The organism is Staphylococcus sp. IVB6240, from assembly GCF_025558425.1.
Classification (GTDB): Bacteria; Bacillota; Bacilli; order Staphylococcales; family Staphylococcaceae; genus Staphylococcus.
Genome location: NZ_CP094718.1, coordinates 1,765,118 through 1,791,430, shown reverse-complemented (window position 1 = coordinate 1,791,430; position 26,313 = coordinate 1,765,118). Strand labels below are relative to the sequence as shown.

The following is a 26,313-nucleotide window of genomic DNA, read 5'->3' as shown; positions in this document are numbered from 1 at the left end:
ATTTTTGATTAAGTAATGTCCAATAATCACGCGCTATATTAATGTCAATGAATCATAGACGTTAAGGAGTGGCGAGATTTGAATATAGTAGTAATTCCCTCTGGTTTTAAAGAGAGTTTAAGTGCAGAAGAAGTTGGAATGGCGATTCATAAAGGCATTGATAAAGTGGATCATACGCATGATGTAACAGTGATCCCCATGGTTGATGGCGGTGAAGGTTTTGCTAAGACGATTGTAAAGTTGAAATCAGGTGAAATCATCCACCATGCAGTAACCGGTCCAATAGGTGAAAAAATAGATGCGTATTATGGCATGTTTTATGAAGATGGCTTACAAACTGCGGTGATTGAGATGGCGGTTATTGCAGGATTAAAAAATGTGCCGAAACATTTGAGAAATCCAATGAAAACAACGACGTATGGTGTCGGAGAAATGATTTTAAAGGCCGTTGAAGATGGGGCAGAGCGTATTTTAATTGGCTGTGGGGACTCTGGTACGAATGATGGTGGTATTGGAATGGCGCAAGCGTTGGGTGTTCGCTGTTTAGATGCTTCTGGGCATCCCATTAAAATAGTTGGGGGTGGAGAGATTCATCTTATTCATCAGCTAGATTACAGTGGTCTGAATGAAGAAGTGATACATACACCTATTGATGTTGCTGTGAATCGGGACAATGTTCTTTGTGGCGAATCTGGTGTTGCAAAAGTTTACGGTCCACAAAAGGGGGCGACGCCAGAACAAGTTGTATTGCTATCTCATAACTTAGAATACTTAGCAGATTTATATGGAGAAATTTCAAAGGAAGACTTGAAGTATGGCCAAGGTACAGGTGCTTCAGGTGGGCTAGGTGCAGGACTTGTTGCCATTTGTGGTGCAAGATTGCATCCAAGATTTGAAATTATCATGAAGTATATTCAGATTTCAGATGCAATTCAAAACGCGGACTTAGTTTTTACAGCAGAAGGTTGTTTAGATTATCAAACACCACATGGGAAAATACCATCAGAAGTTGCAAGGATTGCCAAGCTATACCATAAACCGGTTATCGCATTGGCAGGAACAATTGGTAAAGATGCAAAAATTAATTATGACAATGGTATCGATGCATATGTCAGTATTATTCCACAACCAGCAACATTAGAAGATGCCATGATGGATGCGAGTAGATGGCTCAAAAATTGTGCAGAGAACGCGATGCGTAAAGTCATGATTGGTATTATTATTGGAAAAGCGATGAAGTCACATGTCGTTTAATCAATCTAACCGAACGTTGCTGGTGACTATCTTTTGTTTATTGTTCGCCATTATGATTTTTGCACTAAGCGATTTTAGCTATTTTGGTAAACTCAGCATTATTTTATTTGTCGTATCACTAGTACTCTTTGTGATGACATCACTACCACCAACACTTGTCGCATTGTTGTTACTTACAACAGGAATTGTACTCGGCTTGCCGAAAACATTGTTATTCAATTCATTTAACCAAGATATTATCTGGCTAATGATCGGTGCATTCATGATCAGTGGTGTGCTAGAACAAAGTGGCTTGATACAACGCATGACCACTTGGGTGATGAATCAGGGGCAGACACGTAAAATGAATCGATTAATCTTTGTGCTTGTACAAGTGGTCAGTATCGTGATTCCGTCGACATCTTCTCGAGCGGTTATCTTATTACCACTCTATCAACAAATTGTTGCAAAGTTACCACAATATAAGACGTTTTATAGTTTATTATTTCCTGTACTGATATTAATGGGATCTAATCTGACACTGTTAGGTGCAGGAAGTCATCTCATAGGCATGGGGTTACTGCAAGCGCAAAACAAAGATGCACTGAGTTACTTTGAGTTTTTATATTTAGCAGCACCCTTTGGTATCGTGATAGCGATCGTATCGGTATGGGTGATTTATCGGTATACACATATGTCAAATACCTCAATTGATGTGGATGAACAGTCAAATATAAGTCAACCCTATACGAATCATGAGAAAAAGACGTTATTACTTCTGTTCATTACTATCATTTTTTGGTTAACAGAATGGCTTCATCATATCGATATTGCTGTCATTACGCTTTTCATTGCATTAATGATGACATTACCTATTTTTAATATGATGACTTTTAAAGATAGTTTAAAGTTTATTAATTGGAATTTGATTTTATTTGTAGCAGCAGCAAGTGCATTAGGTACCATACTGGTAGAATATAAGGTCATCGATCAACTACAAAAGTCATTGTTTTCAAAATTAACAACGATGACTCATATTCATGACGGTATCATACTCATATTAATTTGTATCGTTACTGTATTATCACACCTCATCATTACAAGTCATACTACGAGAGCTATCGTTCTGATACCTAGCTTTTTAGTCTTGTCAGAGTTATATCAGTTAAATGCAACGTCTGTTGTGTTTATTGCACTCATTGGCATGAACTATTGTTTAACATTTCCAGTGAGCTCTAAAGCGCTTTTGGTATTTTTTGAAGGTAACGCAGGATTTAGTTCTAAACAGCTTATGCAGCTGAGTTTGATTTTAACGCCCGTTTATATTATGTTGATGGTGCTATTCTATTATTGTTATTGGCAACCGATTGGACTAACACTTTAAGAGGTGAACTATGGCGCATATTTTGATTATTGAAGATGATGAAAAAATTGCACGTGTGATTGAATTGGAACTGGAGTTTGCAGGATATCAGGTGACAAAGGCATATACAGGAAGACAGGGATTAAACTTATATGAAACTGAGAAGGTTGATTTGATTTTGCTGGATGTCATGATTCCTGAGTTAAATGGTCTGGAAGTACTACGCCGTATCAGAATGACAGATACAGAGACACGCATTATTATGCTCACAGCACGAGATACGGTGATGGATAAAGTAGGTGGCCTGGATAGTGGTGCCAATGATTACATGACAAAGCCTTTTGAAATTGAAGAGTTATTAGCGCGCATACGTGTGCATTTGAAAGATCAACAGCAAGATACAGCACAAGACATACTCACGTTTAAAAATTTACAAATATATACAAATGTACGAGAAGTTTATGCGGATGAAACTTATATTTCTTTAACGCAAAGAGAGTACGACTTGTTATATTATTTTGTTTGTAATAAAAATCAAGTTCTAGCAAGGGAACAGATTATTGCGGAAGTATGGGGATTTGATTATGTGGGAGATACAAATATTGTCGATGTTTATGTGCGGTATATCCGAAAAAAGTTAGGCCCATCACATGACTACATTACCAGTGTGCGAGGCATTGGCTATGTGTTGAAGGATACGTCGTATGAAGCTTAGAACAAAGATTCAAATGTATACGACAATGATGATCGTCATTACTTTAATTATTGTAAATGTCTTTGTGTATATGACATTTAAAAAGAATGCGATTGATAGTGAAGTGCATCAAATAGAAAACAGAGCGGTTAATATAATTAAAGAATTAGAAAAATCACAGAATCATAGTGGCGATAATGAAAGGATTATTGTAAATCATTTATTATCAGATGGTTCGATTGCGATCATAGACCATAACAATAAACGAAAAATCCAGATTATGACAAATAAAGATTATGATTCATTAGTCTCTAAGTATTCCGATAAACAGATGGATCGTTATGTTGAACATAAAGGGCATTATTTTGTCATGGTATCTGTGCCGGTCTTATGGGAGAACGATGAAACGGTCAATTTACAGATCTATGAAAATGTCGACATGAAACACGAATCATTTGAAACACTCAAGTGGATATTGATAGGTTCGACGGTGATGTTGACGCTGATTATCTTTATATTAAATATGATCATTACACATAATATTTTAAAACCTATTCATTTACTCATTGATAAAATGTCTAATATTAATAAAACAAAAGGATATCGAAAAGTGGAAAAGTTGGAACGTAGCACTAAAGAACTGGATGATTTGACTGATACCTTCAATTTGATGATGCAACGATTAAGTGAACAAGAAGAGAAAGAACAAAGTTTCATCGCGAACGCATCCCATGAGCTTAAAACACCGATTACCGTTATTCATAGTTATAGTGACATGTTGAAACGATTTGGCAAGCAAAAGCCGGAATTGCTCGATGAAGGCTTAGATGTCATTCATGAAGAAGCGAAGCGGATGAAAAGTTTAACAAATCAGATGTTACAAATCACGTCGTTTCAACAGAAGAAACAACAATCAGAAATGGACATATTTGATGTGACACAAGTGTTGCGACAATTGACTAAAAAGTTCATGTTGACTTATGACCGAGATATTATTATCAAAGGTGAAGAGAAGCCCATATATATAAGTGCAAGTCAGGAGCAGTTGATCCAACTTTTCACGATATTTATTGATAATGCCATGAAGTATAGTGATGAAGTGATTGTGATTCAAATAGGGCGTGTGAACCAAGTGATTCATATTCAAATCATCGATAAAGGTGAAGGTATTCCTAAAGAGAGTTTAAATAAAATTTTCGATCGCTTTTATCGTGTGGATAAGGCACGTACAAGACAAAGTGGTGGCAGTGGCCTTGGTCTATATATTGCTAAAGAAATTGCCCAACAAAATCAGGTGGATATTTCTATGGCATCAACAGTCGGAGAGGGAACGACGATAACACTTAATATAAAGGAGCATGTGATTGAATAATTTATTAAAACCCATTTTATATATGATTATCTTCGTGCTTATTTTAGTGTTGGGAATGATGATATTTCAGAGTAATAAGTCATTATTGAGTGCCGAAGAAGGAAAAGCAATGGTGAAGGAGCGTTACGCTGGAGAAATCAAAACCTTTAACACGACTGAAGATAAACGGTATTTTAAAGTAACTGTTGAAGATAAACAGAAACTTTTTCGCTTTCAGATTGATCGCCAGTCAGAAAAAATATCTCAGTTAAAGGTGATTAAGCGGAAGGTTGAAAAACAAGAAAAACCAAAGAAAAAGCGTGTGCAACAGTCAAAAGAGAAACAAATAGGGGATCAAACATCTAAACAACGAAATGTGCAGCAGCAATCACCATCACAGACACAATCAGCAACAACACCGCCAGTGGAAGATCCATCAGTAACACAACAGTCTGATTCACAAACGAATTTACAAGTTCAGCCGAATCCATATTATTATTATTCAGATGATGATGATTATGAAGTTGATGATGACTAATGATGGGATGACGATTATTTGAAACGAAGAGATATCATATAAAAGGCAGTTACAACATGGAAATGGTTTCCAGTCGTAACTGCCTTTGTATCGTTAAATAGGGAAATGTAATGTGACCGTTGTGCCTTTACCATAAGTGCTCTGGATATCGATATGTCCACCAATCTGATGTGCAAGTGTTTGTGCAATATATAAACCAAGTCCTGAACCGCCACGATTGAGATTACGAGAAGGTTCTACACGGAACGTTCGTTCAAAGACCCGACTCAAATATTTAGATTCAATACCAGTCCCTTCATCTCTGACAGAAATTGCTAACTCTTGATTGCTTGTTTGTTGAAAAGAGACATGAATGGGTGTCCCTACTTCCGAAAACTTCAAGGCATTGTCTAAAAAGTTTGAGACAATCCGTTCAATGGCTATCTTATCCTGTGTGAAACGAGGGATGGATGGTGAGACGTCTACATTGAGTGTTCGCTGTTCTTGTTCAAGTTGCTGCTGATAAGGATCTAATATCGATATTAATAATTGATCGACTTGGAGTGAGACTTTGTCTTGCGCATGCGTTGTCACACTTACCATGGAAGTTAAGTCGTCAAACATATTACTTAATCGATCTGCTTGGTTAATCAAGACATTGTACGCATGTTGTTGTGAAGTGCCTTCTTGCACGACACCATCACGTAACGCTTCTGAATAGGACTTGATACTTGCAAGTGGTGTCTTTAAGTCATGCGCTAAATTTTGGACCATGTACATTTTTTCAGCTTCTTCATCTTTGATCTGTGCCATTTGTTGTTCGACACGTCTGACCATCACTGTGAAAGATTCATTGAGTTCTTTTAGCTCTAGAGGGGATGAAATATCAATCGAATCAATATTGAAGTCTCCGTCCGCTACTTTTTGTGTTTCCTTATTTAGACGTTCGATTTTATGAATGGTTGGTACGATAAAAGTGAGTGCAATCATCATCGTCATCATACTTGAAATCATTGAAAAGAGTGTGAGAAATAACGTTTGTTGTCCATCAAACCACATGAACTTATAAAGCACAAATAAGAAGATTGTTGTAATGATGACAGAAGTGACAAAGGATAGAAAGAGTTGTTTGCGAAATGTCATCTAATGCCTCCTCTGGAACTTATAACCAAGTCCCCATACTGTTGTAATTGCATAGTCATTGTATTGATGCTGTTCAAGTTTTTCACGCAGGCGATGAATATGAACATTCAACGTATTCATATCCTCGTAATAATCATAGCCCCACACTTGTTCTAGCAAATCGGTCTTAGATAGTGCGACATTTTCGTGCGTGGCGAAATACCATAATAATTCGAATTCCTTCACTCTCAGACTCACTGTTTTATTATGAATTGTGACGGTTTTTGTCAGGTTATCTAAAGAGAGGGAACCGAATGTTAAAGTATCTTGAGCAATAGGATTTTGTTTCACGCGTTTTAAAATATTTTTGGCACGTATCACTAATTCGCGTGGGCTGAAAGGTTTTTTGACATAGTCATCTGCGCCAAGCATAAGCCCATATATCGCATCTGACTCTGTTGTTTTAGCTGTAAGATAAATATATGGAATATCTAATTGCTGTGCGTGCATTTCTTTTACCACCGCATAGCCATCTTTATCGGGCATCATAATATCTAAAATCATCAAGTCGATGGATGCGTCTAACTTATCTAATGCCTCTTGTCCGTTTGTCGCTGTTGATACGGCATAGCCTTCGAATTCAAAATATGTTTTACATATATCACGGATATCAGGCTCGTCATCCACTATAAGTATGTGTTCCATGTGCATCATTCCCTAGTTTTTTTCTTTTAAAGAAGTGTAATAGACTGATTGATTCTAATGTTTTTTTGTTCATTAATAATATTATAAAGAAAAATAATTGTATTGGATACGTAAAAATCATATCTGCCAATATATAATTCAACATAACAAAGACGCCAAAGAAACTCGCTGTATAGGATAACACACCAAAAATAAGTCCGAGACCAATTGCTATCTCACCGAGTGGAATCATCCATTGGATAAGATCTAATTGCTGATTCACGACATGGCTGAAAAAAGCTTTATACCAATCTGGAATATCTGAGCTTTTTTGAACAACAGGAACTAAGCCACTAATCGCAAAACCACCTGTTAACTTTTCAAAACCTTGCATCAGCATCATGATGCCACTCCCCATTCTGATGAGCAAAAGAATAACTTTCCAAATTGTAGACATAGTGAAACCTCCTTAATTTTGATAAAAAAGAGATAGAATCCTCCAAATACGGTAGAATTCTATCTCACTGAAGTCATTTAAGATCTATAATATGCTGTGAGGTTGGAAAATTATTTTAACATGGCATTACCGAATACAACGTGTGCTTTGTCGCAGTAGATTGTGACTGTATCGTAATCTTCAACGTTAGCACCTTTAAGGTCAAAAGTTTGTTCCATTTCATCGTATTTCACTTTATCAATTTTCAAGCCTTTTTCAACATCACCATTTTTAGTGAGGTAAACGTGTAAGTCTGGACCTTTGTCAGATTTGAAATCAGTCAGCATTAATTTACCGTCTTTGATCATCGCCTTACCTTCAACCATTTGATCATTTTCGCCTTTGAACATGCCTTCTTTCATCATCATGTCTTTGTTAGCCATTTTTTTATCATCCATCTTTTTGTCTTCCATTTTACTTTCCATCATCTTGTCGTCTTTTTTCATTTCTTTGTCATCATCCATGTTACCGCATGCGCCTAAAAGTAATGTTGTTGCAACTGTAGTAGATAATAAGATTGATTTGATTTTCATGATCATTTCCCACTTTCGTTTTGGTTTATTGTTTTGACACTTTGTATACTACAGCTTAAATATCTTAATTCACATTAACTCATCATTAACAATTCTTAACTAAATCTTAAATCGTAGAACGAGATTGTGGGAGAAGTGGTTTGAATTTGAACAGAACCGAAGTAATTGATGATTACAAGCAGATAGATTTACATCGTCTTTAATAAGGCATAAGATGTGATTCATAACAAAAGAGAAGGAAGTAATTCAAATGACAGAAAACAACTTAAGTAAACAACCTGTAGCAGATAGAGCGGAAGATAATGCATTTTTCCCGTCTGACTATTCGTTGTCATTATATACAGCACCAAAAACGAACTTTCAAGGTGTCGAACATCAAGGCGCTTATACAGAAGGTAAATGGAAAGTTTTAGTCATTGCTGCAGATGAAAGATATTTAATGCTACAAAATGGTAAGAAGTTTTCAACAGGGAATCATCCTATAGAAACATTGTTACCGTTACATCATATGATGGAAGCCGGATTTGATGTTGAGGTGGCAACACTCTCAGGTAATCCGGCTAAGATAGAGTATTGGGCAATGCCAACGGAAGATGAAGCAGTGATGGGTACTTATGAACAACTTAAAGCGAAGTTACAAGCACCTAAAAAATTATCAGAAGTTGTTGCCAATGAATTAGGTGCAGAGTCTGATTATTTATCTGTATTTATTCCGGGGGGACATGCCGCATTAAATGGCTTACCAGAAAGTGAAGATGTACAACAAATATTAGATTGGTCACTTGAATATCATCGATTTGTTGTGACATTATGTCATGGTCCAGCTGCATTACTCGCTGGCTCATTAAATCGTCAAACATCAGCATTTGCAGGCTATGAAGTATGTGTATTCCCTGATGCATTAGATGATGGAGCGAATATTGATATTGGTTATTTACCTGGAAAACTTCAATGGCTTGTTGCTGAAAGTTTAACGCAAGATGAGCTTCACGTTGTTAATAAAGAAATGACAGGTCAAGTTCATAAAGATCGTCAGTTGTTAACTGGAGATAGTCCTTTAGCATCAGATGCATTAGGTAAATTAGCAGTTAATGAAATGTTAGCGTATATTCAATAATCATAATAAGTGTAAGAGGCAGGCAATGAGATAAACATTGTCTGTTTTTTTATTGTCCTAGAAATAATTTCTGTATGTGTGTTTATAAGATAAAGTATAGGGTAAATTAAGACAGCTTATCATTCGACTAATTTATTAGGAAGTATTTTATGCCATATTTATTTTTTGAATTTATGTTTTTAGTATTTTGAATATGGGTATATTGAATGTAAGACATTTGACAACAAAATAGGAGGTGTACGTAAGGTGAGAAGACTAAAAAATTTCTGTCTAGGATTATTAATGGTAGTCATCGTTGGTTTCTTATTATTTATGTACTTAGATTATCAACCGATCAAACAATACCAAAATTATCTCTATCAATATAATTGGTTTGAACCATTATTGATTGGCTTATCTGCGTTCTTAATTTTATTAGGGTTTATTTTATTTTTTAGTGCGTTTAAACCAACACATCGCAAACCAGGTTTATACAAAGACTATCAAGATGGACATATTTACATTTCACGTAAATCTATTGAAAATACAGCGTTGGATACAATTAAAAAATATGATTCAATTCGTCAACCGAATGTTGTGGCGAAGTTATATAACAAAAAGAATAACAATTTTGTTGATATTAAAGCGGATTTCCTTGTACCAACGACAGCAGTTAACATTCAATCTTTAACTGAACAAGTGAGAGCAGATGTAAAAGAAAATGTTGAACGTTTTTCAGAAATGCCAGTAAGAAAGTTAGAAATCAATGTACGTGACCAACGCCAAAGTGGCGAAGCGCGTGTTGTGTAAAGGAGGGTTCCTATGGCTAATCAACATCAAAATGGTCAAGGTGAACAAGTGACGAATGAACAGATAATTGCCTTACTGCGCAGCTATAAATGGCGCATTATCGGGTTCTTCTCTTTCCTTCTCATTGCAATCTTGTTTTTAACACTTGGCTTTTGGAAGACAATTTTAATTATCTTTTTATGTTTAATCGGAGTTGGAGTTGGGTATATTAAAGACCGAACACAAGATTTCTTAAATTTACTAAATCGGTTAAGCTAGCATTGCATAGCAACATACAATTTTAAGAACAGTGTATTAAAAAATATTTCAGAATAAAGGAGTTTTTAATTATGACAGTAGATAACAATAAAGCAAAAGAAGCATACAACAATAACACAGGTGTAAACCAAAAAGAACAAGAAAAACGTCAAGACAACCAACCACAATTCTCAAACAGCTTAACATTCTCTGATGAAGTTGTTGAAAAAATCGCTGGTATCGCAGCACGTGAAGTAAAAGGTATCTTAGATATGAAAGGCGGCTTCGTTGATAGCATTAGTGGTTCTTTCTCAGGTGGTAACAACGTAACACAAGGTGTATCAGCTGAAGTTGGCGAAAAACAAGCAGCAATCGACTTAAAAGTTGTATTAGAATACGGTGAATCAGCACCAAAAATCTTCCGTAAAGTAACTGAACTTATTAAAGAACAAGTGAAACACATGACTGGTTTAGAAGTTGTTGAAGTGAACATGCAAGTTGACGATGTAATGACTCGTAAAGAATGGCAACAAAAAAATGAAAAAGGTAACAACAACGAGCAAAAAGGATTACAATAAGCCGTTCGTTGATACGATTAAGAACTGAGTATATAAGTACTCGGTTCTTTTTTTGCGTATGAATATAGACAATTAATTATATAGATGTTAGTCTATATTTTGTGAAGGAGGAGTGGCTATGTCATATCAAGAATTAGCATCACAGTTGAAAGTTCTATCTGATGCGAGTCGATTGGAAATTATCGATTTGTTATCCTGTGGAGAGTTATGTGCTTGTGACATACTTGCGCATTTTGATTTTTCGCAGCCTACTTTGAGTCATCATATGAAAGCACTGGTTGCATGTGGACTTGTGACAGCTCGTAAAGAAGGGACAAAGCGGATGTATCAGCTAAATGCTGAAAAATTTGAAGGCATCGATCATACTTTGAACTATTTACATACCAATAATGAAGTGTGTATTTGTAAAACGATGAAAGGTGGCACATGCTCATGATGCTTTTGGCAATTATGATATTTTTGATTACATTGCTTTTTGTCATTTGGCAACCTAAAGGATTAGATATAGGAATCACAGCTATTGTAGGAGCACTTGTGGCGATTATCACAGGTGTCGTCAGTTTGAGTGATGTCTGGGAAGTCACAGGGATTGTATGGAATGCGACACTCACTTTTGTGGCAGTGATACTTATTTCATTAATTTTAGATGAAATTGGTTTCTTTGAATGGTCAGCGATACATATGGCACGTGCCTCTAAAGGTAACGGCTTGAAGATGTTTGTTTATATTATATTATTAGGAGCCATTGTTGCAGCATTTTTTGCGAATGATGGTGCAGCACTGATATTAACACCGATTGTTTTAGCAATGGTGAGAAACCTAGGATTTAACGAAAAAGTGGTTTTTCCATTTATTATTGCAAGTGGTTTTATAGCAGATACAACATCATTACCACTTGTGGTGAGTAACTTAGTAAATATTGTTTCAGCAGATTATTTTAATATTGGCTTTTTAGAATATTTTGGACGTATGATCATTCCAAATATTTTTTCATTGATCGCAAGTATTGTTGTTTTATGGCTATATTTTAGAAAGGCGATTCCGAAGTCGTTTGATGCAACACATTTAGTAGCACCGCAATCAGTAATTAAAGACGAGAGACTCTTTAAAATATCATGGATTGTATTAGGGGTATTATTGATTGGTTATCTTGTGAGTGAATGGTTGAAAATTCCTGTGTCGTTCATTGCAGGAAGTATTGCATTTATCTTTGTTTTATTAGCGCGCAAGTCACCAGCAGTTCACACAGCACAGGTCATTAAAGGAGCACCATGGAATATTGTTGCCTTTTCAATTGGTATGTATTTGGTGGTATTTGGATTGAAAAATGCAGGGATTACGACACTACTTGCCGATGTGTTAGCTAATATCTCTCAATACGGTCTGTTTACGAGTGTGATGGGCATGGGATTCATCGCAGCATTTCTATCATCTGTTATGAACAACATGCCGACAGTTTTAATTGATGCGATTGCCATTCATCAATCAAATGTTTCGGGCATCCTTCAAGAAGGGATGATTTATGCCAATGTCATTGGTTCAGATTTAGGACCAAAAATCACACCGATTGGTTCGCTTGCAACACTATTATGGTTGCATGTCTTAACGCAAAAAGGTGTGAAGATTTCTTGGGGAACGTATTTTAAAACAGGTATTGTCATTACGATTCCAGTATTATTTGTAACACTACTAGGTTTATATCTTACATTGATCATTTTTTAATAAAAAGGAGAATTTATGGATAAAAAAGTCATTTACTTTATTTGTACAGGTAATGCCTGCCGTAGCCAAATGGCTGAAGGATGGGGCAAACAAATACTTGGGGAGGAATGGGATGTTTACTCAGCAGGTATTGAAACGCACGGTGTCAATCCAAATGCCATTAAAGCAATGGATGAAGTGGGCGTTGATATTCATACACACACTTCTGATTTGATAGATCCAAAGATATTAAATAAAGCAGATTTGGTTGTAACATTGTGTAGTGATGCAGATAAAAATTGTCCAGTCATGCCACCACATGTAAAGAAAGAGCACTGGGGGTTTGATGATCCAGCTGGCAAACCTTGGTCAGAATTCCAACGTGTCCGAGATGAAATAAAAGAAGCAATTGAAGATTTTAAAAATAGATAGAAAAGAAACGCTACTGACTCGTTTATGATATGCTGACGAGCGGTAGCGTTTTTCATTAATGTGATATATTCGTTGTTTTTTGTGGTTTCTGTAAGGTAGCAACGATAAAGAAGGCTAACAAACTTGTGATAGCAGCAATATAGACTGTTGCGTGAAGGTTAAGATGTGAAACAATCACACCGCCTAATAACGCACCTAGACCAATCCCAGCATTTAATGCAGACATATTCCAACTCATCACTTGACTATGATCGCCATCTACTTGACTAATTAACCCAGATTGTACGGCTGGATTCGTACTCCATTGAATGATATGCCAAGTGAATAATGTGATAAGTAATAGAGCAGATGTTGCCCATAACTGATTGAGTAATACTAAGATGACTGCAAAAGCAAAACTACTCATCAGTAGCCAAGTTTTAAAGGATAGTTTATCTGTAAAGAAACCACCCATTGATGTACCAAGCATACCAGCAACACCGATGACTAGGAGTGCAAGAGATACAAATTGCAATGTATGTCCACCTGAAAGAATCAATGGATTAATATAAATATACGCAATAGAATTTGCTGTCAGTAGAATAAAAGTTACTGCTAATAATTTAATGATTTCTTGTTTATTACGTACACGACTACCATTAGATGACTGGGTATGATCGTTATTAAGAATGATATTCATATTGAGCTCACGTGGTAAATACACGGTGAGCAAGGCAGCAACAATAAGTCCTACAAAGCTAATCATGCCAAATGTGAAACGCCAACCGAGCCAATCACCAATCAATGTCCCAATGGGTACGCCGAATACGTTAGAGGCACTGAACCCAGTGTAGACAATACCGAGCATACGACCTCTGATATGCGGTTCTGACAAAAAAGAGGTAATCGCTAATATTTTTACGACAATCAATGCGGCAGCTGCTGACGATAAAACACGTCCAATTACTAAAATAGTGAAGTTAGGGGACAATGCAATCATCATATTTCCTATAATAAAAACCATCATGGTTACTAATAAAACTGTTTTTGGTGCATAGCGTTCTGTCAGTTTGACTAGGATAGGGCCTGTGAGTGCAAATGTAAAAGCATATACAGTGACAAGTTGACCAATCCAAGCTTCTGAAATATGAAGGTCAGCACTCATTAAACTCATGATACCGGCAACAACCATTTCGACCATGCCCACAACAAAAATACTTAACATAAAAGTGAATGTGCGCATCACTGTCATGAATATCAGAACTCCTTTGAAAAAATAGTCTCTGCGCACTATTGTATACCATTTTTAGAAAGAATCACAGTCTTTGAGATGAAAGCTAGGTATTGAATAATGAATAAAAAATCAGGAGATATAAGAAATCGAATTGTTTCTCATATCTCCTGATATCAGTTTCAAAAAAGACTTTTGTTCTGCTCGAATTCTAAACGTTTCTCTCACAACCTCTTCTTGTCAGTGTTCAAGGAGCAGGATTTTCGTCAGAACGTCGCAATTCCCCAAAATAAAAAAGCTATTTTGAGAATTGCTTTAGTTCTGATCAAATCCAAACTACTCCTTTCACAACCTCTTCTTGTCAGTGTTCGGGAAGCAGAATTCTCAACAGAACTCAGTCATTTTACAAAATCAAAAAGCAATTTTCAAAATGCCTTTTGTTCTGCTCGAATTCTAAGCGCACCTCTCACAACCTCGTTGTCTATTTATTCAAGTGCTAATGGGTTGTCCACTTTTACATAAGTATAAGCATGTGCTTCATCGAGTAGGCGCATGGTTGTTACACATTTATAGTCGATGACAGGGTTGAAGAAAATGTCTTCAATTTTATGAAGTCTTTCTGCATCAAAATCATTTTCATAGAAAGCTTTGAATAAAGATTGAATGTGATGACGAACGATTTGCCATAAGTCCATTTCAAGTGAAGGCATATCATAATAATCACTCAGTGCGACTACAAGTTCACCAAGATGATTTTGGACAGTCGCATAAAAAGCTTTGTTAAAGACTGATTTTTGGCTATTTGTTAAAATACGAGATTTTTCATGGAAATGAGAAGTATCGTATCCCATTTTGTTAAGTTGCGCTTCATCAATACGCAAACCTTCGAAGTCACGAATATACATATGTTTGAGTAAACCATCTTCCTTATTAAAAACAGCAATCGTATTTTGTAAATGTGCTTCTAATGCAATGCCATATTTAATTAAGAGTGGCATCTCATAATCGATAAGTGCAGCAGCGTAACGCGAAAACCATTGTTGAATCGCTGTATGTTGGTCTAATTCCAAATGATGTTGACGATAACGTTCTACCAATTCAATGATTAAAGATGAATCTTGCTGTGGTGTACCTACAATTAAACTAGAAGGAATCAACGGTAAGTCAGTATCCTCAAGGTCGTGATAAATATTATGTCTAAGAAGTGTACCGAGTTGTTCGCTACGACGTTCTTGGGCATCCGTTTCATCATGAGTACTAAAGAAATGCACACCTGCTAACTCATCAACAGCACTCGCTGGTACTTGAGAAAACCATGTGTCATTCGTTGTAATATCTCGTAGAATTTGACTCATTAATGGACCGTTATGTGTCGTTTGTTCAGACAATGTACGTATTTCACCAGTAATATGCACATTTGTTGAAAGCTTAATATGTGGTAACTGTTTAGGCAGTTTTGGCATCAATGTACGGAATGACAGACCCGCATAATAGTCATATGTATATGATACAGGAATGATCACTTGATTTTGTAATTCTTCTACATAGTCTTCAGATAAGATATGGTCATATTGCCATGGATGTACCACCATGAGTTGATAATCATGGAGATTGCGTTGAGTCACTTCACCAGCATGTTGACATGCAGCTTCTAATCCATCAAAAGCTTCATATAATATCGTGTCTAATGATTTGTCGTTTTGTTGGACGCGCACATAATCTTTGTGTACCAATATAAAACGTAATGGCATCGCGTGTTCATACTCTGAAGAAAAAGCAATCGTTTCATCGGCAGTCATCCCTTTACGCAACTTGGCACCTGGATGAATTGGATGACCTTCCACAACTGCTTGTTCAGAAGCAAGGTAGGGATTTTGTTGTTGCTCGATAGCTGTTAAAAGTGTGTCTGACGTATTCTCATATTTTAATTGTTGATAACTTATTGCCAATGTCATATAACAAGCACTATTGCTTAAGTCATCTCTAAATTGTTCAGCAGCAGGGCCTTGATACTGTGCATCTTCAGCAATAATAACGTCCAATACGTCATTTGGATGAGAAATGCGTTCATATTGGTCATTATGGCGCCAATAAAATGGACCTGAAACATCTATGCGATTAAACGCATGACTTCCAGAAATTGGTGCACACAATACAGTTTGTGTGTTTAGAAATTGAATTTCAAGTACAGCTACATGGTTAAGGGGTGATGTAGACAGTAAGGAATGGTCTACAGTTTGACTATTTGTATAGCCATTTACAAGATTTTCACGATAAATAGATGTGATGACTCTTGCAGTAACTAAATCACGACCTGTTGATAAAAGTTTCTGGAAAGACGCTGCCCAGTTTGGATTCTGTTTATAAAGCGTCTCGTAAGTTTCTTGTTCATCACGTGTCATGATTGTTGCTGATTCTTTCATTTGTTTTTGTTCAGCATTCATTTGAGCACCTCATTTAATACTTATCTTTTTTATTTACAAAAATTATATTAATTCGTATAATCCATAATATCGGAAATGAGAACGATTATCAATTAAAGGGAGTGGATAACATGGCGAAATGGTTCTATTCCGGTGCCTTTTTACTCTTTCTTGGTAATTGGATTGGACAAATTGCATTGAATTGGTATGCGTATCAGTTACATCATCGTGCATTTGATTTGGCATGGATTAACTTCTTTCGGCTAGCACCTGTCTTTTTATTGAGTATATGGGCGGGGGCTCTTGCAGATCGCTATCGACGATGTACACTGATTAAATTAAGTTTGGTCAGTTCACTGGTTATCACTGCCAGTTTAACCTCTGCAGTTGTTATTTTTGGACATGTCCCAATGTACTGTCTATACTTATACGCTTTGTTACGTGGTTGTATGAGTGCAATAGAAACACCTGTAAGACAAGCGGTATTACCAGATTTATCGGAAAGACTCTCTATATCAAAAGCAGTTTCGTATCAATCTTTTATACTGAACACATGCCGTTCAATAGGACCTGCTATTTCTGGCTTTCTCATTGCAGCATCAGGTGTTCAAAGTGCATTTATCGCACAAACTATTTGCTATTTGTTATCACTGATAATCAGCATCCCGCTTCGTTTTGATAAAACAGAACAAAGCAATCAAAAAGAGATGTCATTAGCGATTACATGGCAATATTTTAAAATACATACACAAGCACGACATATTTTTGTGACAGCATTATTGATCATGGCTACTGGTTATTGTTATGCAACACTTTTACCGATTTTAACAGATACCCATTACCCTGATAATGCGAAGTTATTTGGTATTGCAATGGCAATGAGTGCTGCAGGAGGAATCACAGCGACATTAATGATTCCGACAATATTACACCATATCTCGCCACAACGCCTTTATTATATCAGCTCTATGTTGTTTGGCGTAAGTTTAATGTGCATTTATCCCTTTGGTATTATAGGGCTATTACTCATGATCTTTTTTGTAGGGTTATTTGGACAAATTGCACGTACGTCCAATCGAATCTATTTTCAGAATGATGTAGATTCGGCGCATCGTGGTAAAATACTAAGTGTTGTCATGATGGATCGTGGCATGATTCCACTTGGCGCGCTACTCATGAGTTTGTTAGTAGAGTATATTGACATTGCAATGACATTTATGACCATGGGGATGGCAACTTTTGTAATAGCGATAAGCAGTTATTTTTTGATGATTAAGATTAATGGAGGCATCAGTCAATGACAATGACACATCAACAGAAAGCAGACCGACAGATACAATATCGTGTGCTACTCGCATGTATAAAGGAATCGTTATTCCCATCGACGACACATATTGAAATTACGGAAGACGATGTATTAGTGAAAAATCAAAATCATTTCCTTCGTGTGAATTACTTAACGAAAAGTGCATTTTATCAAATGACATTAGAGGGACCCATTACATATTCAATAGAAACAGAGACAAGAGAAGTACAACATTTACGCGAATTCATTGATATATTAATAGAACATTTTGATATCGTATTCCATGAGAGGTTGGTTGAGGAGTTAGAGCATAGTGTACTCGGATTATCATTAAGTTTTCGTCAGTATGCACATCGTGAAACAGCAATGCGTCATGCATCAAAATTTTCACGTATGCCAAGTGAGCTGAACTTTATTGCGTGGTTATCGCATATGGGTGAAGATTGTGATTTTTCGGCACTTGGTTATACAGAAGGCATGATATGGCATGGTCACCCGTCACATCCATTGACGAAAACCAAGCTTCCATTAACATCAACGGATATTCAAGTATATGCACCGGAGTTTATGCGTATCGTCCCTTTAAAAATTATTTTGTTACATAAAAATATTGTTCATGAAACATCGATGAATGAGGATATGAATTTTGTCATAAATCATGTGATTCCAGATATGAAGCGGCAATTACATCAATATATTGCACCTTATGACGCGGACTTATCAGACTATCGTGTTCTTTTTGTACACCCTTGGCAATATGAGCAAGTCATTGTGACACAATTTAGTGATCAGATTCGATCACATCAATTAATACCTACACCTTTTACTATTGATGCCAAACCTACACTGTCCTTTAGAACGATGTATTTGTTGGGGCGTCCTTATCACATTAAATTGCCAGTCAACGTTCAAGCAACAAGTGCGGTGAGAACAGTCTCTACAGTGACTACGGTAGATGGACCACGTTTGAGTCATCAGTTACAAGGTATGCTTTCACAATTCCCAAGTTTAAAAGTAGCGATGGAACCTTATGGTATGCACATTGATGCACCTATCGATTTGGCACGTCAATGTGCGATGATTGTACGTGAATCACCTGAACGTTGTGAACACGATGTGATACAAATGGTAACGGCATGTTTAATTGAACGAAATCCCGTTGATAAACTTATTGTGGTCGATAGTCTTATTGAATATTTATATAACGATATTAATGAAACAACGATTTCGACATTTATTCGTGCGTATAGTCAAGCATTGGTTACACCATTGATTGCGTATATTCAGCAATACGGCATTGCTTTAGAGGCACATCAACAAAACACCATTTTAGAAGTAGATAAAAATAATCAGACTTTATCATTTATTGTTAGAGACTTAGGTGGCGCACGTTTAGACTTAGCGTCACTACAACAGGCGATACCCAATGTCAAAGTGACGAATGCGAGTCTGATAGCAGAAGATATTGATGCGGTGATTGCGAAGTTTCAACATGCTGTGATTCAAAATCAATTAGGTACGCTGATTCACCACTTTAAACATCAACATCACTGTGATGAACAATCATTGTATGACATCATTCGTGAAGTATTACATGATGCGATTGATGAAACACGTCCACATGCCATTGCTTTAAAACGTGTATTATTTGATGAAGAAGTCGTTGTGAAAGCACTGTTAAATATGCGTATGAAACAACAGGCGAAAAAATATACGATGATTGCATTAGAGAATCCACTACATGAAAAGAGGGCATTTTAATGAGTCAGATTCATATTAACCTCAGTAAAATTAAATATAATGCCGTATTATTACAGCAGATGTTATACCAGCGTCGTATTCGTATGATCCCCGTTGCAAAGTGCATGGCAGATGATGAGAAAGTGCATCAATTGTTGAGAGACTTAGGGTTTGATTTAATCGCAGCATCTCGATTAAATCATATTCCTCAAACACAAACACTGCGCAAAGATTTCATGCTCATCAAAGGGAGTTTGCCGGAAGAAGCAACCCGTACCGTGGCGTTGACACGTATGAGTTTACAAACAGAGATGGAAACCATTCAGGCACTAAATGATGCAGCCTTAGAGCAGGGGACAACACATCAACTGTTGCTGATGGTGGATTGGAAAGATGGACGAGAAGGTGTCCTTACATATGAAGTCGTTCCATACATTAAGAAAATTAAACAGTTAAAAGGCATTGATTTTAAAGGTCTCGCTTTTAATTTTATGTGTTATAGACAAATGCCGCCTACTGAAGAAGATTTACCATATATCAATCGTTTTATTGAAGCGGTTGAAAGGGATACAGGCGTTCATCTACAGACGATATCAGGTGGAAACTCGAGTATGCTGATGTTAGCCATGTACCAAGATATGGGACGTATTAATGAATTGCGTGTTGGTGAAGCTATCTTTAGAGGCTATGAAACTTCCTATAATATGCGATTACCACAGCTATATGATCATGCAGTGACCCTGTCTGGAAGAATACTTGAAATTAAACCACGTTTAGATTTAAGAACGAGACAAACATATTTACAAGCAATTGTAGATATTGGTCAGTTAGATACTGCTGTGGATGATATTATGCCTTTTGATGATAAGTTATCTATAGTCGGTTATACGAGTGATGTCTTATTGCTTAATCTTGGCTTAGCAGATTATTATCAAGTGGGAGATTGCATTCCTTTTGAACTTGGCTATTCTGCGATCGCTCAGAGTATGCACAGTCGACAAATGGAGAAAAAATATATTGAAGACGTAGGTATTGAGGTACTTATTGAAGGATTTTTGGACAAGAAAAAAGAAAAATTTAGTGCATACCATTGACAGTGATAATCATTATCAATTATATTATTGATAAGGCTTACATTATCAAATACAAAGGAGCGCTAGATTGTGAACAAAAATAAATGGATAGGTTTAATCGCAATGATCGCTGTGATGCTACTTGTGGCAGCTTGTGGTAATGCGAATGACTCAAAAAAAGACAGTGAATCAAGTTCAAAAGGTAACGCCGTTGAAGTGAAACATGATGGCGGTACAACAAAAATAGAGAAAGAACCTAAAAAGGTTGTCGCACTTGAATATTCATTCGTGGATGCTTTAGTGGCATTAGGTGTGAAGCCTGTAGGTATTGCGGATGATGGCGATAAAGAAAATATCATCGATCCAATCCGTGATAAAGTGGGTGACTACAAGTCTGTCGGTGATCGTAAACAACCTAACTTAGAAGTAATCAGCCAATTAAAACCAGATTTAATTATTGCTGATAGCAACCGCCATAAAGGAAATTACGAACAGTTGAGCAAAATTGCTCCAACGATTTTATTACCAAGTTTAGACTCAGATTACAAACAAAACTTGGAAGCATTCAAAACAATCGGTAAAGCATTATCAAAAGAAGATGCAGCTGATAAACGACTTAAAGAACACAAAGAGAAAATTGAAAAGTATCAAAAAGACATTTCTATGGATAAAGATAAGAAAGTATTACCTGCAGTTATCTCTCAATCAGGTTTATTAGCACATTCTGATAAATCTTATGTAGGTCAATTCTTACATGAACTTGGTTTTAAAGAAGCATTGACGAAAGATGTTGCAGATCAGTTACCAGAATACTTAAATGCACCATACTTAAATATGAACTCTGAACAATTATCTGATGTGAATCCTGAGCGTATGTTCATTATGGTGAATGGCGAAGATGATCCATTTTACGTTAAAATGAAAGAAGATAAAGTTTGGAACGAATTAGATGCTGTGAAGAATGACCGTGTACACGTTGTAGATCGTTTAACATGGGCGAAGTTCCGTGGCTTAATTTCTTCTGAAGAAATCGCTAAAGAACTTGCGGAAATTTCTAAATCAGAAAAATAAGCAACTTGAATGACTTAAATAAAGGTGATTGACTATGACGAAACAAACAATGAAATCATATGATGGACATCACCAAAAGAAGCGCACCACGCTCGCATTTATTGTGAGCGTGTGCTTTCTTGTTTTTGCAATGTATTTAAACCTTGCAATCGGTTCATCCAAAATTAACTTTCAGTCGCTCTTGGATTATTTTTTCTCTGTAAAAGAAACGAAAGCAACATTTATTATACACAATGTACGCATGCCTCGAATGGTAGCTGCTATCCTAATCGGTGCCGCATTGGGTGTCGCAGGGGTTTTGATGCAGGCCATTACGCGTAACCCATTAGCATCGCCACAAATATTTGGGGTGAATGCAGGGGCTTCTTTTGTCGTCGTATTGATTACAGTATTAATTCCATCATTAGCGGCATATAATGTTATTTTTGCATTTGTTGGTGCATTTATAGGTGGTTTAACGGTCTATTTATTGGCAGATACAACAAAAGGAATGACACCGATTAAGTTAGCGCTTGCCGGAATGACGATCCATTTATTTTTTACAAGCTTAACGCAAGGGATTATTTTGTTACATGAAGACGCGACAACGACAGTGATGTTCTGGTTAGTTGGTGCACTACATACAATTAAATGGGTGCATATTGGGAAGGTTGCGCCATTCATAATTGCAGGATTGATTGGTGCACTTTTAATGGGGAAACAGCTTGCGGTATTAGATTTAGGAGATCAAATTGCGACTGGTTTGGGTCAGAATACACAAATCATTAGAGCCGTTGCAGGATTTTTAGTTGTGATTTTAGCAGGATCCTGTGTTGCGATTGCAGGTCCGGTTGGCTTTATCGGTTTGATTATTCCACATATCGTAAAACATTATCTTAACCGTAACTATTTTTTTATCATCTTGTTATCAATGGTGATGGGTGCGAACCTATTGCTTATCTCAGATGTATTGAGTCGACTCATTGCATTTCCATTTGAGTCACCTGTCGGAATTGTTACTTCATTCGTCGGTGCCTTTTACTTCTTATGGATTACTCTGAGAGGGGTGCGTACACGATGAGAAAAAATTTAAAACGACGTTACATTATTGTGTCACTACTGCTTCTAGTATTTGCTTGCCTCGGTTTGAGTGCGGGGGCTGTATGGATTCCAATAACGCAAGTACTGCAAGAAGTGTGGACAAGCAGTAACTTTATACTTGCAGAATATCGTATACCACGTATGTTGCTTGCTATATTAGTAGGAGCAGCGCTTGCTATTTCAGGTGCTGTGATTCAAGGTGTTGTTCGTAATCCATTAGCATCACCAGATGTTATTGGTATCACAAAGGGAGCAAGTTTGGCAGCAGTCATTGTTATCATTGTATTCCCTGCCGCACCATTATTTGTATTACCAATTGCTTCATTTGCTGGTGCCTTAGTAATTAGTATCATTTTATCGCTACTTATTAGTTATAAAAATGTTAAAGGCTCTCAACTCGCCTTAATTGGGATGGCGATTGGTGCTATTGCCATGGCAGTTGTGCAGTATTTATTAATCCGTCATCCAATGGAAGCAAATATTGCCCTTGTTTGGTTGACAGGTAGTTTATTCGGAAGATCTATGCAACATGTGATGACCATCTTACCATGGCTTCTTGTTGGCATTCCGGCCATTTTATATTACAGTCACAAACTGGATATTTTACATTTAGGTGATGAAGTCGCTACGGCACTCGGAACAGAAGTGAAACGTGTAAAAATGGTTCTATTACTTGCAGCTGTTATGTTAGCAGGTGCTGCTATCTCTGTAGTAGGTGGATTAAGCTTTCTTGGTCTCATTGCACCACACATTGCACGTAGCATTGTGGGTCATAAGCATTTTCACATTGTGATGATGTCTGGACTTATTGGTAGTTTATTAATGGTGATTGGCGACGCAGCAGCACGTATGATTGCACCACCCGTTGACATTCCGGTAGGTGTGTTAATTGCTATTATCGGTGCACCTTATTTCTTATTTGTTTTAAGAAAAATGTAATTTAATATGCATTATATTGTATCAATATTCAAATGTTTATTGCATCTCGTCTTTTTCCTATGTATAATTTATAAACAATAGGATAAAGGCGATTTTTTAGTTATTGAAATATTATTTGAGATGATCATTAAAAATAAAGGATGGATGAGATGAATCAATTAACAAAACAACAGAAAAAAGTTGGAAAATGGAAGTTTCTCTTATTGTCATTGATCGGTATTATTTTATTTTTAGTACCCGTACCCATTGTGGAAGATGGTCAACGTAAAACGACATTGCCAGTTGCATTTTTAGCAGGCATTTTTAAAGAAACAATTGGTGGTTTAATGCCTATTTTAATTATTGCTATTATTACCGTTTCTGGTATTTTAACAATTTTATATAGCATAGTTTGGCGCAATAAAAAAGACCTATCTGAATTTATGGTAAATATGTTTAAAGTGACATGGCCATGGGTGATTGTACGTTTATTTGCAATTGTTTTTGCTTGGTTGACATTTTTGCAAGTGGGACCAAAGTGGATTACATCTGAAGATACAGGTGCATTAATTTTTGCTGATTTACTACCAACATTAGTCGCAGTTTTCTTCTTTGCGGCAATCTTTTTACCATTATTATTAGAATACGGACTTCTCGAATTTTTAGGGCCCATCTTTAGACCAATTATGCGTCCATTATTTACGTTACCAGGAAGATCAACAGTCGATAACTTGGCATCATTTATTGGTGATGGAACGGTCGGAGTGATGATTACAAGTAAGCAATATGAACAAGGGTTCTATACACGAAGAGAAGCAACAGTTATCGCAACGACATTTAGTGTTGTATCATTAACTTTTGCGATTGTTATTGCTGAAACAATTGGTTTAATCGATTGCTTTGCTGCTTTTTATTTCACAGTGATCGTGGCTTGTTTTGTAGCTGCATTGATTATGCCACGTATTTGGCCATTACGTTCAGTAGAAGATAACTATGTAGATGGTGTTTCTGCAAAAGAACGTCCAGAAAAACGTTATTCATATAAGGAAGCATTAGCAAAAGGTTTTGAGGATGCTGTCGAAACAGGCTATCATGCACCAGGATTACGCAACTATTTCTATACAGCTGTGCGCACAGTGATGGATATGTGGTTGGTTGTGATTCCAGTTGTTATGGCAATTGGTACAGCAGCTACTATTCTTGCAACGTATACGCCAATCTTTGGAATCATCGGAAAACCATTCGTGCCATTCTTAGAAATCTTACAAGTCCCAGAAGCGGCTGCAGCATCTGAAACAATGATCATCGGTTTTGCAGATATGTTCTTACCTTCTATACTTATTGAAGGCGTTCAAAGTGATTTAACACGTTTCGTAGTAGGTGTACTGAGTGTCTGCCAATTGATTTACTTATCAGAAGTAGGTGGCGTTATCTTAGGATCTAAAATCCCAGTAAGTCTAGGAAAATTATTCTTGATTTTCTTAATCCGTACGATTATCACATTACCTGTAATTGTTTTATTCGCACATATCTTTTTCTAAAATACTCAAAAATAGAGGAGTGGCACACGGGCATTCCTCTATTTTTGACATCATCATACAAAAAGGCGACGTTCCCTCAAAGAGACGTCGCCTTTTATTATCGTTAAATCACTTATTTAGTGACTTCGTTGTAAACTTTTTTATCATTGAATGTGTAAATAATGTATTGATGATCTTCAGTATCAATAATGACACGGTTCGTTTTACCAAATGTTGAACCGATACGAGAAACGTGTTTGCTGTCTAACTCTGGTACTGCATGGATATCTTTATCCTCTGAAACATTTTTGATTGATTCATTAGGGATGCGAATATCTGCAACTCTCCATTGAATTTGTACTTCTTTTTCGTTTTTCTTAACTGTCATAGCCATTTGACTGACACATCCTTTAACTAATTTGTAAGTATATGATAACGCATTCATGATGAAAATGCAAGAGATTACACACAAATATGTGATACTTTTTAAATAAATGTGTTATACTAATAAAGGCGAAAATACGTTCGCATACAGAGGGGTTTTGTGCTATAATTTTTGTGATGATTGAAAGGAGTCCCCTCATGACTGGTAAAACACATGCTGCAGCTGGTTTGTTAGTCGGTACAGCAGTTGCAATACATTTTGAATTAGATATTTTTGAAACCGTCACAAGTATGGTGATAGCAGGCATTGCGAGTATATTTCCAGATATTTGTCATACACAAAGTAAAATAGGTCGTAAAGTTCGCCTTTTGAGTTGGATTATCAAACGTTTGTTTGGGCATCGAACATTAACACATTCCCTTTTATTTATCGGAATCATCTATGGATTACTCTATAGTATTCAAACACCGATATACTACATGATTTCTATAATCTGTGGTATGCTTTCACATATAATATTAGATATGTTAACCCCTAGAGGTGTACACCTATTATTTCCATTACCCATTAGAGTCAGATTCCCCGTTCAATTTAAAACTGGGGGATTTCTTGATTTATCTTTGGCAACGACATTTAGCATTTTAACGGTTTATATGCTATTTGATGAAGCATTCAAGCATGCGATTGATGTAATGCTTCATTATAAGTGATGGATACACAATACTTTTTCTCAGATGATG

At 36.5% G+C, this 26,313-nt stretch carries 27 protein-coding genes; 20 read left to right on the top strand and 7 right to left on the bottom strand.

Features of this window, described 5'->3' with window-relative positions; translation table 11 throughout:
- Positions 1–78: 78 nt before the first annotated feature.
- From MUA88_RS08905 to MUA88_RS08885, 5 genes are read left to right on the top strand one after another with little or no spacing between them, the layout of a single operon-like run.
- A complete protein-coding gene (locus MUA88_RS08905) occupies positions 79–1,254 on the top strand; it encodes a glycerate kinase family protein (protein WP_262603813.1) in 1,176 nt (391 codons plus the stop codon).
- On the top strand, positions 1,244–2,617 hold the full coding sequence (locus MUA88_RS08900; protein ID WP_262603812.1) for an SLC13 family permease: 1,374 nt from the start codon (positions 1,244–1,246) through the stop codon (positions 2,615–2,617). The genes MUA88_RS08905 and MUA88_RS08900 overlap by 11 nt, the downstream gene beginning before the upstream one ends.
- A gap of 10 nt (positions 2,618–2,627) precedes the next feature.
- Positions 2,628–3,311: a response regulator transcription factor gene (locus MUA88_RS08895; RefSeq protein WP_262605422.1), complete on the top strand. Its 684-nt coding sequence runs from the start codon at positions 2,628–2,630 to the stop codon at positions 3,309–3,311.
- A complete protein-coding gene (locus MUA88_RS08890) occupies positions 3,301–4,662 on the top strand; it encodes a sensor histidine kinase (RefSeq protein WP_262605421.1) in 1,362 nt (453 codons plus the stop codon). Before MUA88_RS08895 ends, MUA88_RS08890 begins: the two co-directional genes overlap by 11 nt.
- Positions 4,655–5,179, top strand: a complete 525-nt coding sequence (locus MUA88_RS08885; RefSeq protein ID WP_262603809.1) for a hypothetical protein — start codon at positions 4,655–4,657, stop codon at positions 5,177–5,179. The genes MUA88_RS08890 and MUA88_RS08885 overlap by 8 nt, the downstream gene beginning before the upstream one ends.
- 93 nt (positions 5,180–5,272) lie before the next feature.
- On the opposite strand, the gene MUA88_RS08880 is transcribed toward MUA88_RS08885, so the two are convergent.
- The 4 genes from MUA88_RS08880 to MUA88_RS08865 all read right to left on the bottom strand — a co-directional run bounded on the left by MUA88_RS08880 (position 5,273) and on the right by MUA88_RS08865 (position 7,993).
- Positions 5,273–6,301 (bottom strand): sensor histidine kinase, encoded by a 1,029-nt coding sequence (locus MUA88_RS08880; protein WP_262605420.1) that lies wholly within the window; start codon positions 6,299–6,301, stop codon positions 5,273–5,275.
- Positions 6,302–6,985: a response regulator transcription factor gene (locus MUA88_RS08875; protein WP_262603807.1), complete on the bottom strand. Its 684-nt coding sequence runs from the start codon at positions 6,983–6,985 to the stop codon at positions 6,302–6,304.
- Positions 6,960–7,421 carry a DoxX family membrane protein gene (locus tag MUA88_RS08870; RefSeq protein WP_262603806.1) on the bottom strand — a complete coding sequence of 154 codons (462 nt, stop codon included), beginning with the start codon at positions 7,419–7,421 and terminating at the stop codon, positions 6,960–6,962. The genes MUA88_RS08875 and MUA88_RS08870 overlap by 26 nt, the downstream gene beginning before the upstream one ends.
- 110 nt (positions 7,422–7,531) lie before the next feature.
- Positions 7,532–7,993 (bottom strand): DM13 domain-containing protein, encoded by a 462-nt coding sequence (locus MUA88_RS08865; RefSeq protein WP_262605419.1) that lies wholly within the window; start codon positions 7,991–7,993, stop codon positions 7,532–7,534.
- Between the two features lie 250 nt (positions 7,994–8,243).
- Between MUA88_RS08865 and hchA the strand changes: the two genes are divergently transcribed.
- The 7 genes from hchA (at position 8,244) to arsC (ending at position 12,847) form a co-directional block, all read left to right on the top strand.
- Positions 8,244–9,110, top strand: coding sequence for a glyoxalase III HchA (gene hchA, locus MUA88_RS08860; protein ID WP_262605418.1), 867 nt, complete (start codon positions 8,244–8,246; stop codon positions 9,108–9,110).
- A gap of 246 nt (positions 9,111–9,356) precedes the next feature.
- A complete protein-coding gene (gene amaP / locus MUA88_RS08855; RefSeq protein WP_262603803.1) occupies positions 9,357–9,899 on the top strand; it encodes an alkaline shock response membrane anchor protein AmaP in 543 nt (180 codons plus the stop codon).
- A gap of 12 nt (positions 9,900–9,911) precedes the next feature.
- Positions 9,912–10,157, top strand: a complete 246-nt coding sequence (locus MUA88_RS08850; RefSeq protein ID WP_262603802.1) for a DUF2273 domain-containing protein — start codon at positions 9,912–9,914, stop codon at positions 10,155–10,157.
- Between the two features lie 71 nt (positions 10,158–10,228).
- Positions 10,229–10,714, top strand: coding sequence for an Asp23/Gls24 family envelope stress response protein (locus MUA88_RS08845; protein ID WP_262603801.1), 486 nt, complete (start codon positions 10,229–10,231; stop codon positions 10,712–10,714).
- A gap of 118 nt (positions 10,715–10,832) precedes the next feature.
- Complete coding sequence (locus MUA88_RS08840; protein ID WP_262603800.1) at positions 10,833–11,150, top strand: ArsR/SmtB family transcription factor; 318 nt, start codon at positions 10,833–10,835, stop codon at positions 11,148–11,150.
- Positions 11,147–12,436: an arsenite efflux transporter membrane subunit ArsB gene (arsB, locus tag MUA88_RS08835; protein WP_262605417.1), complete on the top strand. Its 1,290-nt coding sequence runs from the start codon at positions 11,147–11,149 to the stop codon at positions 12,434–12,436. The genes MUA88_RS08840 and arsB overlap by 4 nt, the downstream gene beginning before the upstream one ends.
- Before the next feature lie 15 nt (positions 12,437–12,451).
- Positions 12,452–12,847, top strand: a complete 396-nt coding sequence (gene arsC, locus MUA88_RS08830) for an arsenate reductase (thioredoxin) (RefSeq protein WP_262603798.1) — start codon at positions 12,452–12,454, stop codon at positions 12,845–12,847.
- A gap of 55 nt (positions 12,848–12,902) precedes the next feature.
- On the opposite strand, the gene MUA88_RS08825 is transcribed toward arsC, so the two are convergent.
- Both MUA88_RS08825 and MUA88_RS08820 read right to left on the bottom strand, forming a co-directional pair.
- The gene (locus tag MUA88_RS08825) at positions 12,903–14,078 is read right to left on the bottom strand and encodes an MFS transporter (protein WP_262603797.1); all 1,176 of its coding nucleotides are present in this window, start codon (positions 14,076–14,078) and stop codon (positions 12,903–12,905) included.
- A 464-nt stretch (positions 14,079–14,542) separates the two neighbouring features.
- Complete coding sequence (locus tag MUA88_RS08820; protein ID WP_262605416.1) at positions 14,543–16,501, bottom strand: IucA/IucC family protein; 1,959 nt, start codon at positions 16,499–16,501, stop codon at positions 14,543–14,545.
- Positions 16,502–16,611: 110 nt separating this feature from the next.
- Between MUA88_RS08820 and MUA88_RS08815 the strand changes: the two genes are divergently transcribed.
- The 7 genes from MUA88_RS08815 (at position 16,612) to MUA88_RS08785 (ending at position 25,209) form a co-directional block, all read left to right on the top strand.
- The gene (locus tag MUA88_RS08815; protein WP_262603795.1) at positions 16,612–17,781 is read left to right on the top strand and encodes an MFS transporter; all 1,170 of its coding nucleotides are present in this window, start codon (positions 16,612–16,614) and stop codon (positions 17,779–17,781) included.
- Complete coding sequence (locus MUA88_RS08810; protein WP_262603794.1) at positions 17,778–19,547, top strand: IucA/IucC family protein; 1,770 nt, start codon at positions 17,778–17,780, stop codon at positions 19,545–19,547. Before MUA88_RS08815 ends, MUA88_RS08810 begins: the two co-directional genes overlap by 4 nt.
- A complete protein-coding gene (locus tag MUA88_RS08805; protein WP_262603793.1) occupies positions 19,547–20,620 on the top strand; it encodes an alanine racemase in 1,074 nt (357 codons plus the stop codon). The genes MUA88_RS08810 and MUA88_RS08805 overlap by 1 nt, the downstream gene beginning before the upstream one ends.
- Before the next feature lie 102 nt (positions 20,621–20,722).
- Entirely contained in the window at positions 20,723–21,670 is a 948-nt protein-coding gene (locus MUA88_RS08800) for an ABC transporter substrate-binding protein (RefSeq protein WP_481906578.1), read from the top strand.
- A gap of 28 nt (positions 21,671–21,698) precedes the next feature.
- The gene (locus tag MUA88_RS08795) at positions 21,699–22,730 is read left to right on the top strand and encodes a FecCD family ABC transporter permease (RefSeq protein ID WP_481906601.1); all 1,032 of its coding nucleotides are present in this window, start codon (positions 21,699–21,701) and stop codon (positions 22,728–22,730) included.
- On the top strand, positions 22,727–23,689 hold the full coding sequence (locus MUA88_RS08790) for a FecCD family ABC transporter permease (RefSeq protein ID WP_262605414.1): 963 nt from the start codon (positions 22,727–22,729) through the stop codon (positions 23,687–23,689). The genes MUA88_RS08795 and MUA88_RS08790 overlap by 4 nt, the downstream gene beginning before the upstream one ends.
- Positions 23,690–23,838: 149 nt before the next feature.
- A complete protein-coding gene (locus tag MUA88_RS08785; RefSeq protein WP_262605413.1) occupies positions 23,839–25,209 on the top strand; it encodes a YjiH family protein in 1,371 nt (456 codons plus the stop codon).
- A gap of 112 nt (positions 25,210–25,321) precedes the next feature.
- On the opposite strand, the gene MUA88_RS08780 is transcribed toward MUA88_RS08785, so the two are convergent.
- On the bottom strand, positions 25,322–25,582 hold the full coding sequence (locus MUA88_RS08780) for a SunI/YnzG family protein (protein WP_262603788.1): 261 nt from the start codon (positions 25,580–25,582) through the stop codon (positions 25,322–25,324).
- Between the two features lie 188 nt (positions 25,583–25,770).
- Between MUA88_RS08780 and MUA88_RS08775 the strand changes: the two genes are divergently transcribed.
- Positions 25,771–26,283, top strand: a complete 513-nt coding sequence (locus tag MUA88_RS08775) for a metal-dependent hydrolase (RefSeq protein WP_262605412.1) — start codon at positions 25,771–25,773, stop codon at positions 26,281–26,283.
- Positions 26,284–26,313 lie beyond the last annotated feature (30 nt).

What these genes read in the sequence shown, in the direction of transcription:
- MUA88_RS08880 (WP_262605420.1), bottom strand. Translation starts at nt 6,301, where the DNA reads ATGACATTTCGCAAACAACTCTTTCTATCCTTTGTCACTTCTGTCATC.
- MUA88_RS08815 (WP_262603795.1), top strand. Translation starts at nt 16,612, where the DNA reads ATGGCGAAATGGTTCTATTCCGGTGCCTTTTTACTCTTTCTTGGTAAT.
- MUA88_RS08900 (WP_262603812.1), top strand. Translation starts at nt 1,244, where the DNA reads ATGTCGTTTAATCAATCTAACCGAACGTTGCTGGTGACTATCTTTTGT.
- MUA88_RS08875 (WP_262603807.1), bottom strand. Translation starts at nt 6,985, where the DNA reads ATGGAACACATACTTATAGTGGATGACGAGCCTGATATCCGTGATATA.
- MUA88_RS08790 (WP_262605414.1), top strand. Translation starts at nt 22,727, where the DNA reads ATGAGAAAAAATTTAAAACGACGTTACATTATTGTGTCACTACTGCTT.
- MUA88_RS08890 (WP_262605421.1), top strand. Translation starts at nt 3,301, where the DNA reads ATGAAGCTTAGAACAAAGATTCAAATGTATACGACAATGATGATCGTC.
- MUA88_RS08780 (WP_262603788.1), bottom strand. Translation starts at nt 25,582, where the DNA reads ATGGCTATGACAGTTAAGAAAAACGAAAAAGAAGTACAAATTCAATGG.
- MUA88_RS08825 (WP_262603797.1), bottom strand. Translation starts at nt 14,078, where the DNA reads ATGACAGTGATGCGCACATTCACTTTTATGTTAAGTATTTTTGTTGTG.
- MUA88_RS08895 (WP_262605422.1), top strand. Translation starts at nt 2,628, where the DNA reads ATGGCGCATATTTTGATTATTGAAGATGATGAAAAAATTGCACGTGTG.
- MUA88_RS08805 (WP_262603793.1), top strand. Translation starts at nt 19,547, where the DNA reads ATGAGTCAGATTCATATTAACCTCAGTAAAATTAAATATAATGCCGTA.
- MUA88_RS08800 (WP_481906578.1), top strand. Translation starts at nt 20,723, where the DNA reads ATGATCGCTGTGATGCTACTTGTGGCAGCTTGTGGTAATGCGAATGAC.
- MUA88_RS08870 (WP_262603806.1), bottom strand. Translation starts at nt 7,421, where the DNA reads ATGTCTACAATTTGGAAAGTTATTCTTTTGCTCATCAGAATGGGGAGT.
- MUA88_RS08840 (WP_262603800.1), top strand. Translation starts at nt 10,833, where the DNA reads ATGTCATATCAAGAATTAGCATCACAGTTGAAAGTTCTATCTGATGCG.
- MUA88_RS08775 (WP_262605412.1), top strand. Translation starts at nt 25,771, where the DNA reads ATGACTGGTAAAACACATGCTGCAGCTGGTTTGTTAGTCGGTACAGCA.
- MUA88_RS08785 (WP_262605413.1), top strand. Translation starts at nt 23,839, where the DNA reads ATGAATCAATTAACAAAACAACAGAAAAAAGTTGGAAAATGGAAGTTT.
- arsC (WP_262603798.1), top strand. Translation starts at nt 12,452, where the DNA reads ATGGATAAAAAAGTCATTTACTTTATTTGTACAGGTAATGCCTGCCGT.
- MUA88_RS08845 (WP_262603801.1), top strand. Translation starts at nt 10,229, where the DNA reads ATGACAGTAGATAACAATAAAGCAAAAGAAGCATACAACAATAACACA.
- arsB (WP_262605417.1), top strand. Translation starts at nt 11,147, where the DNA reads ATGATGCTTTTGGCAATTATGATATTTTTGATTACATTGCTTTTTGTC.
- hchA (WP_262605418.1), top strand. Translation starts at nt 8,244, where the DNA reads ATGACAGAAAACAACTTAAGTAAACAACCTGTAGCAGATAGAGCGGAA.
- MUA88_RS08865 (WP_262605419.1), bottom strand. Translation starts at nt 7,993, where the DNA reads ATGAAAATCAAATCAATCTTATTATCTACTACAGTTGCAACAACATTA.
- MUA88_RS08820 (WP_262605416.1), bottom strand. Translation starts at nt 16,501, where the DNA reads ATGAATGCTGAACAAAAACAAATGAAAGAATCAGCAACAATCATGACA.
- MUA88_RS08810 (WP_262603794.1), top strand. Translation starts at nt 17,778, where the DNA reads ATGACAATGACACATCAACAGAAAGCAGACCGACAGATACAATATCGT.
- MUA88_RS08850 (WP_262603802.1), top strand. Translation starts at nt 9,912, where the DNA reads ATGGCTAATCAACATCAAAATGGTCAAGGTGAACAAGTGACGAATGAA.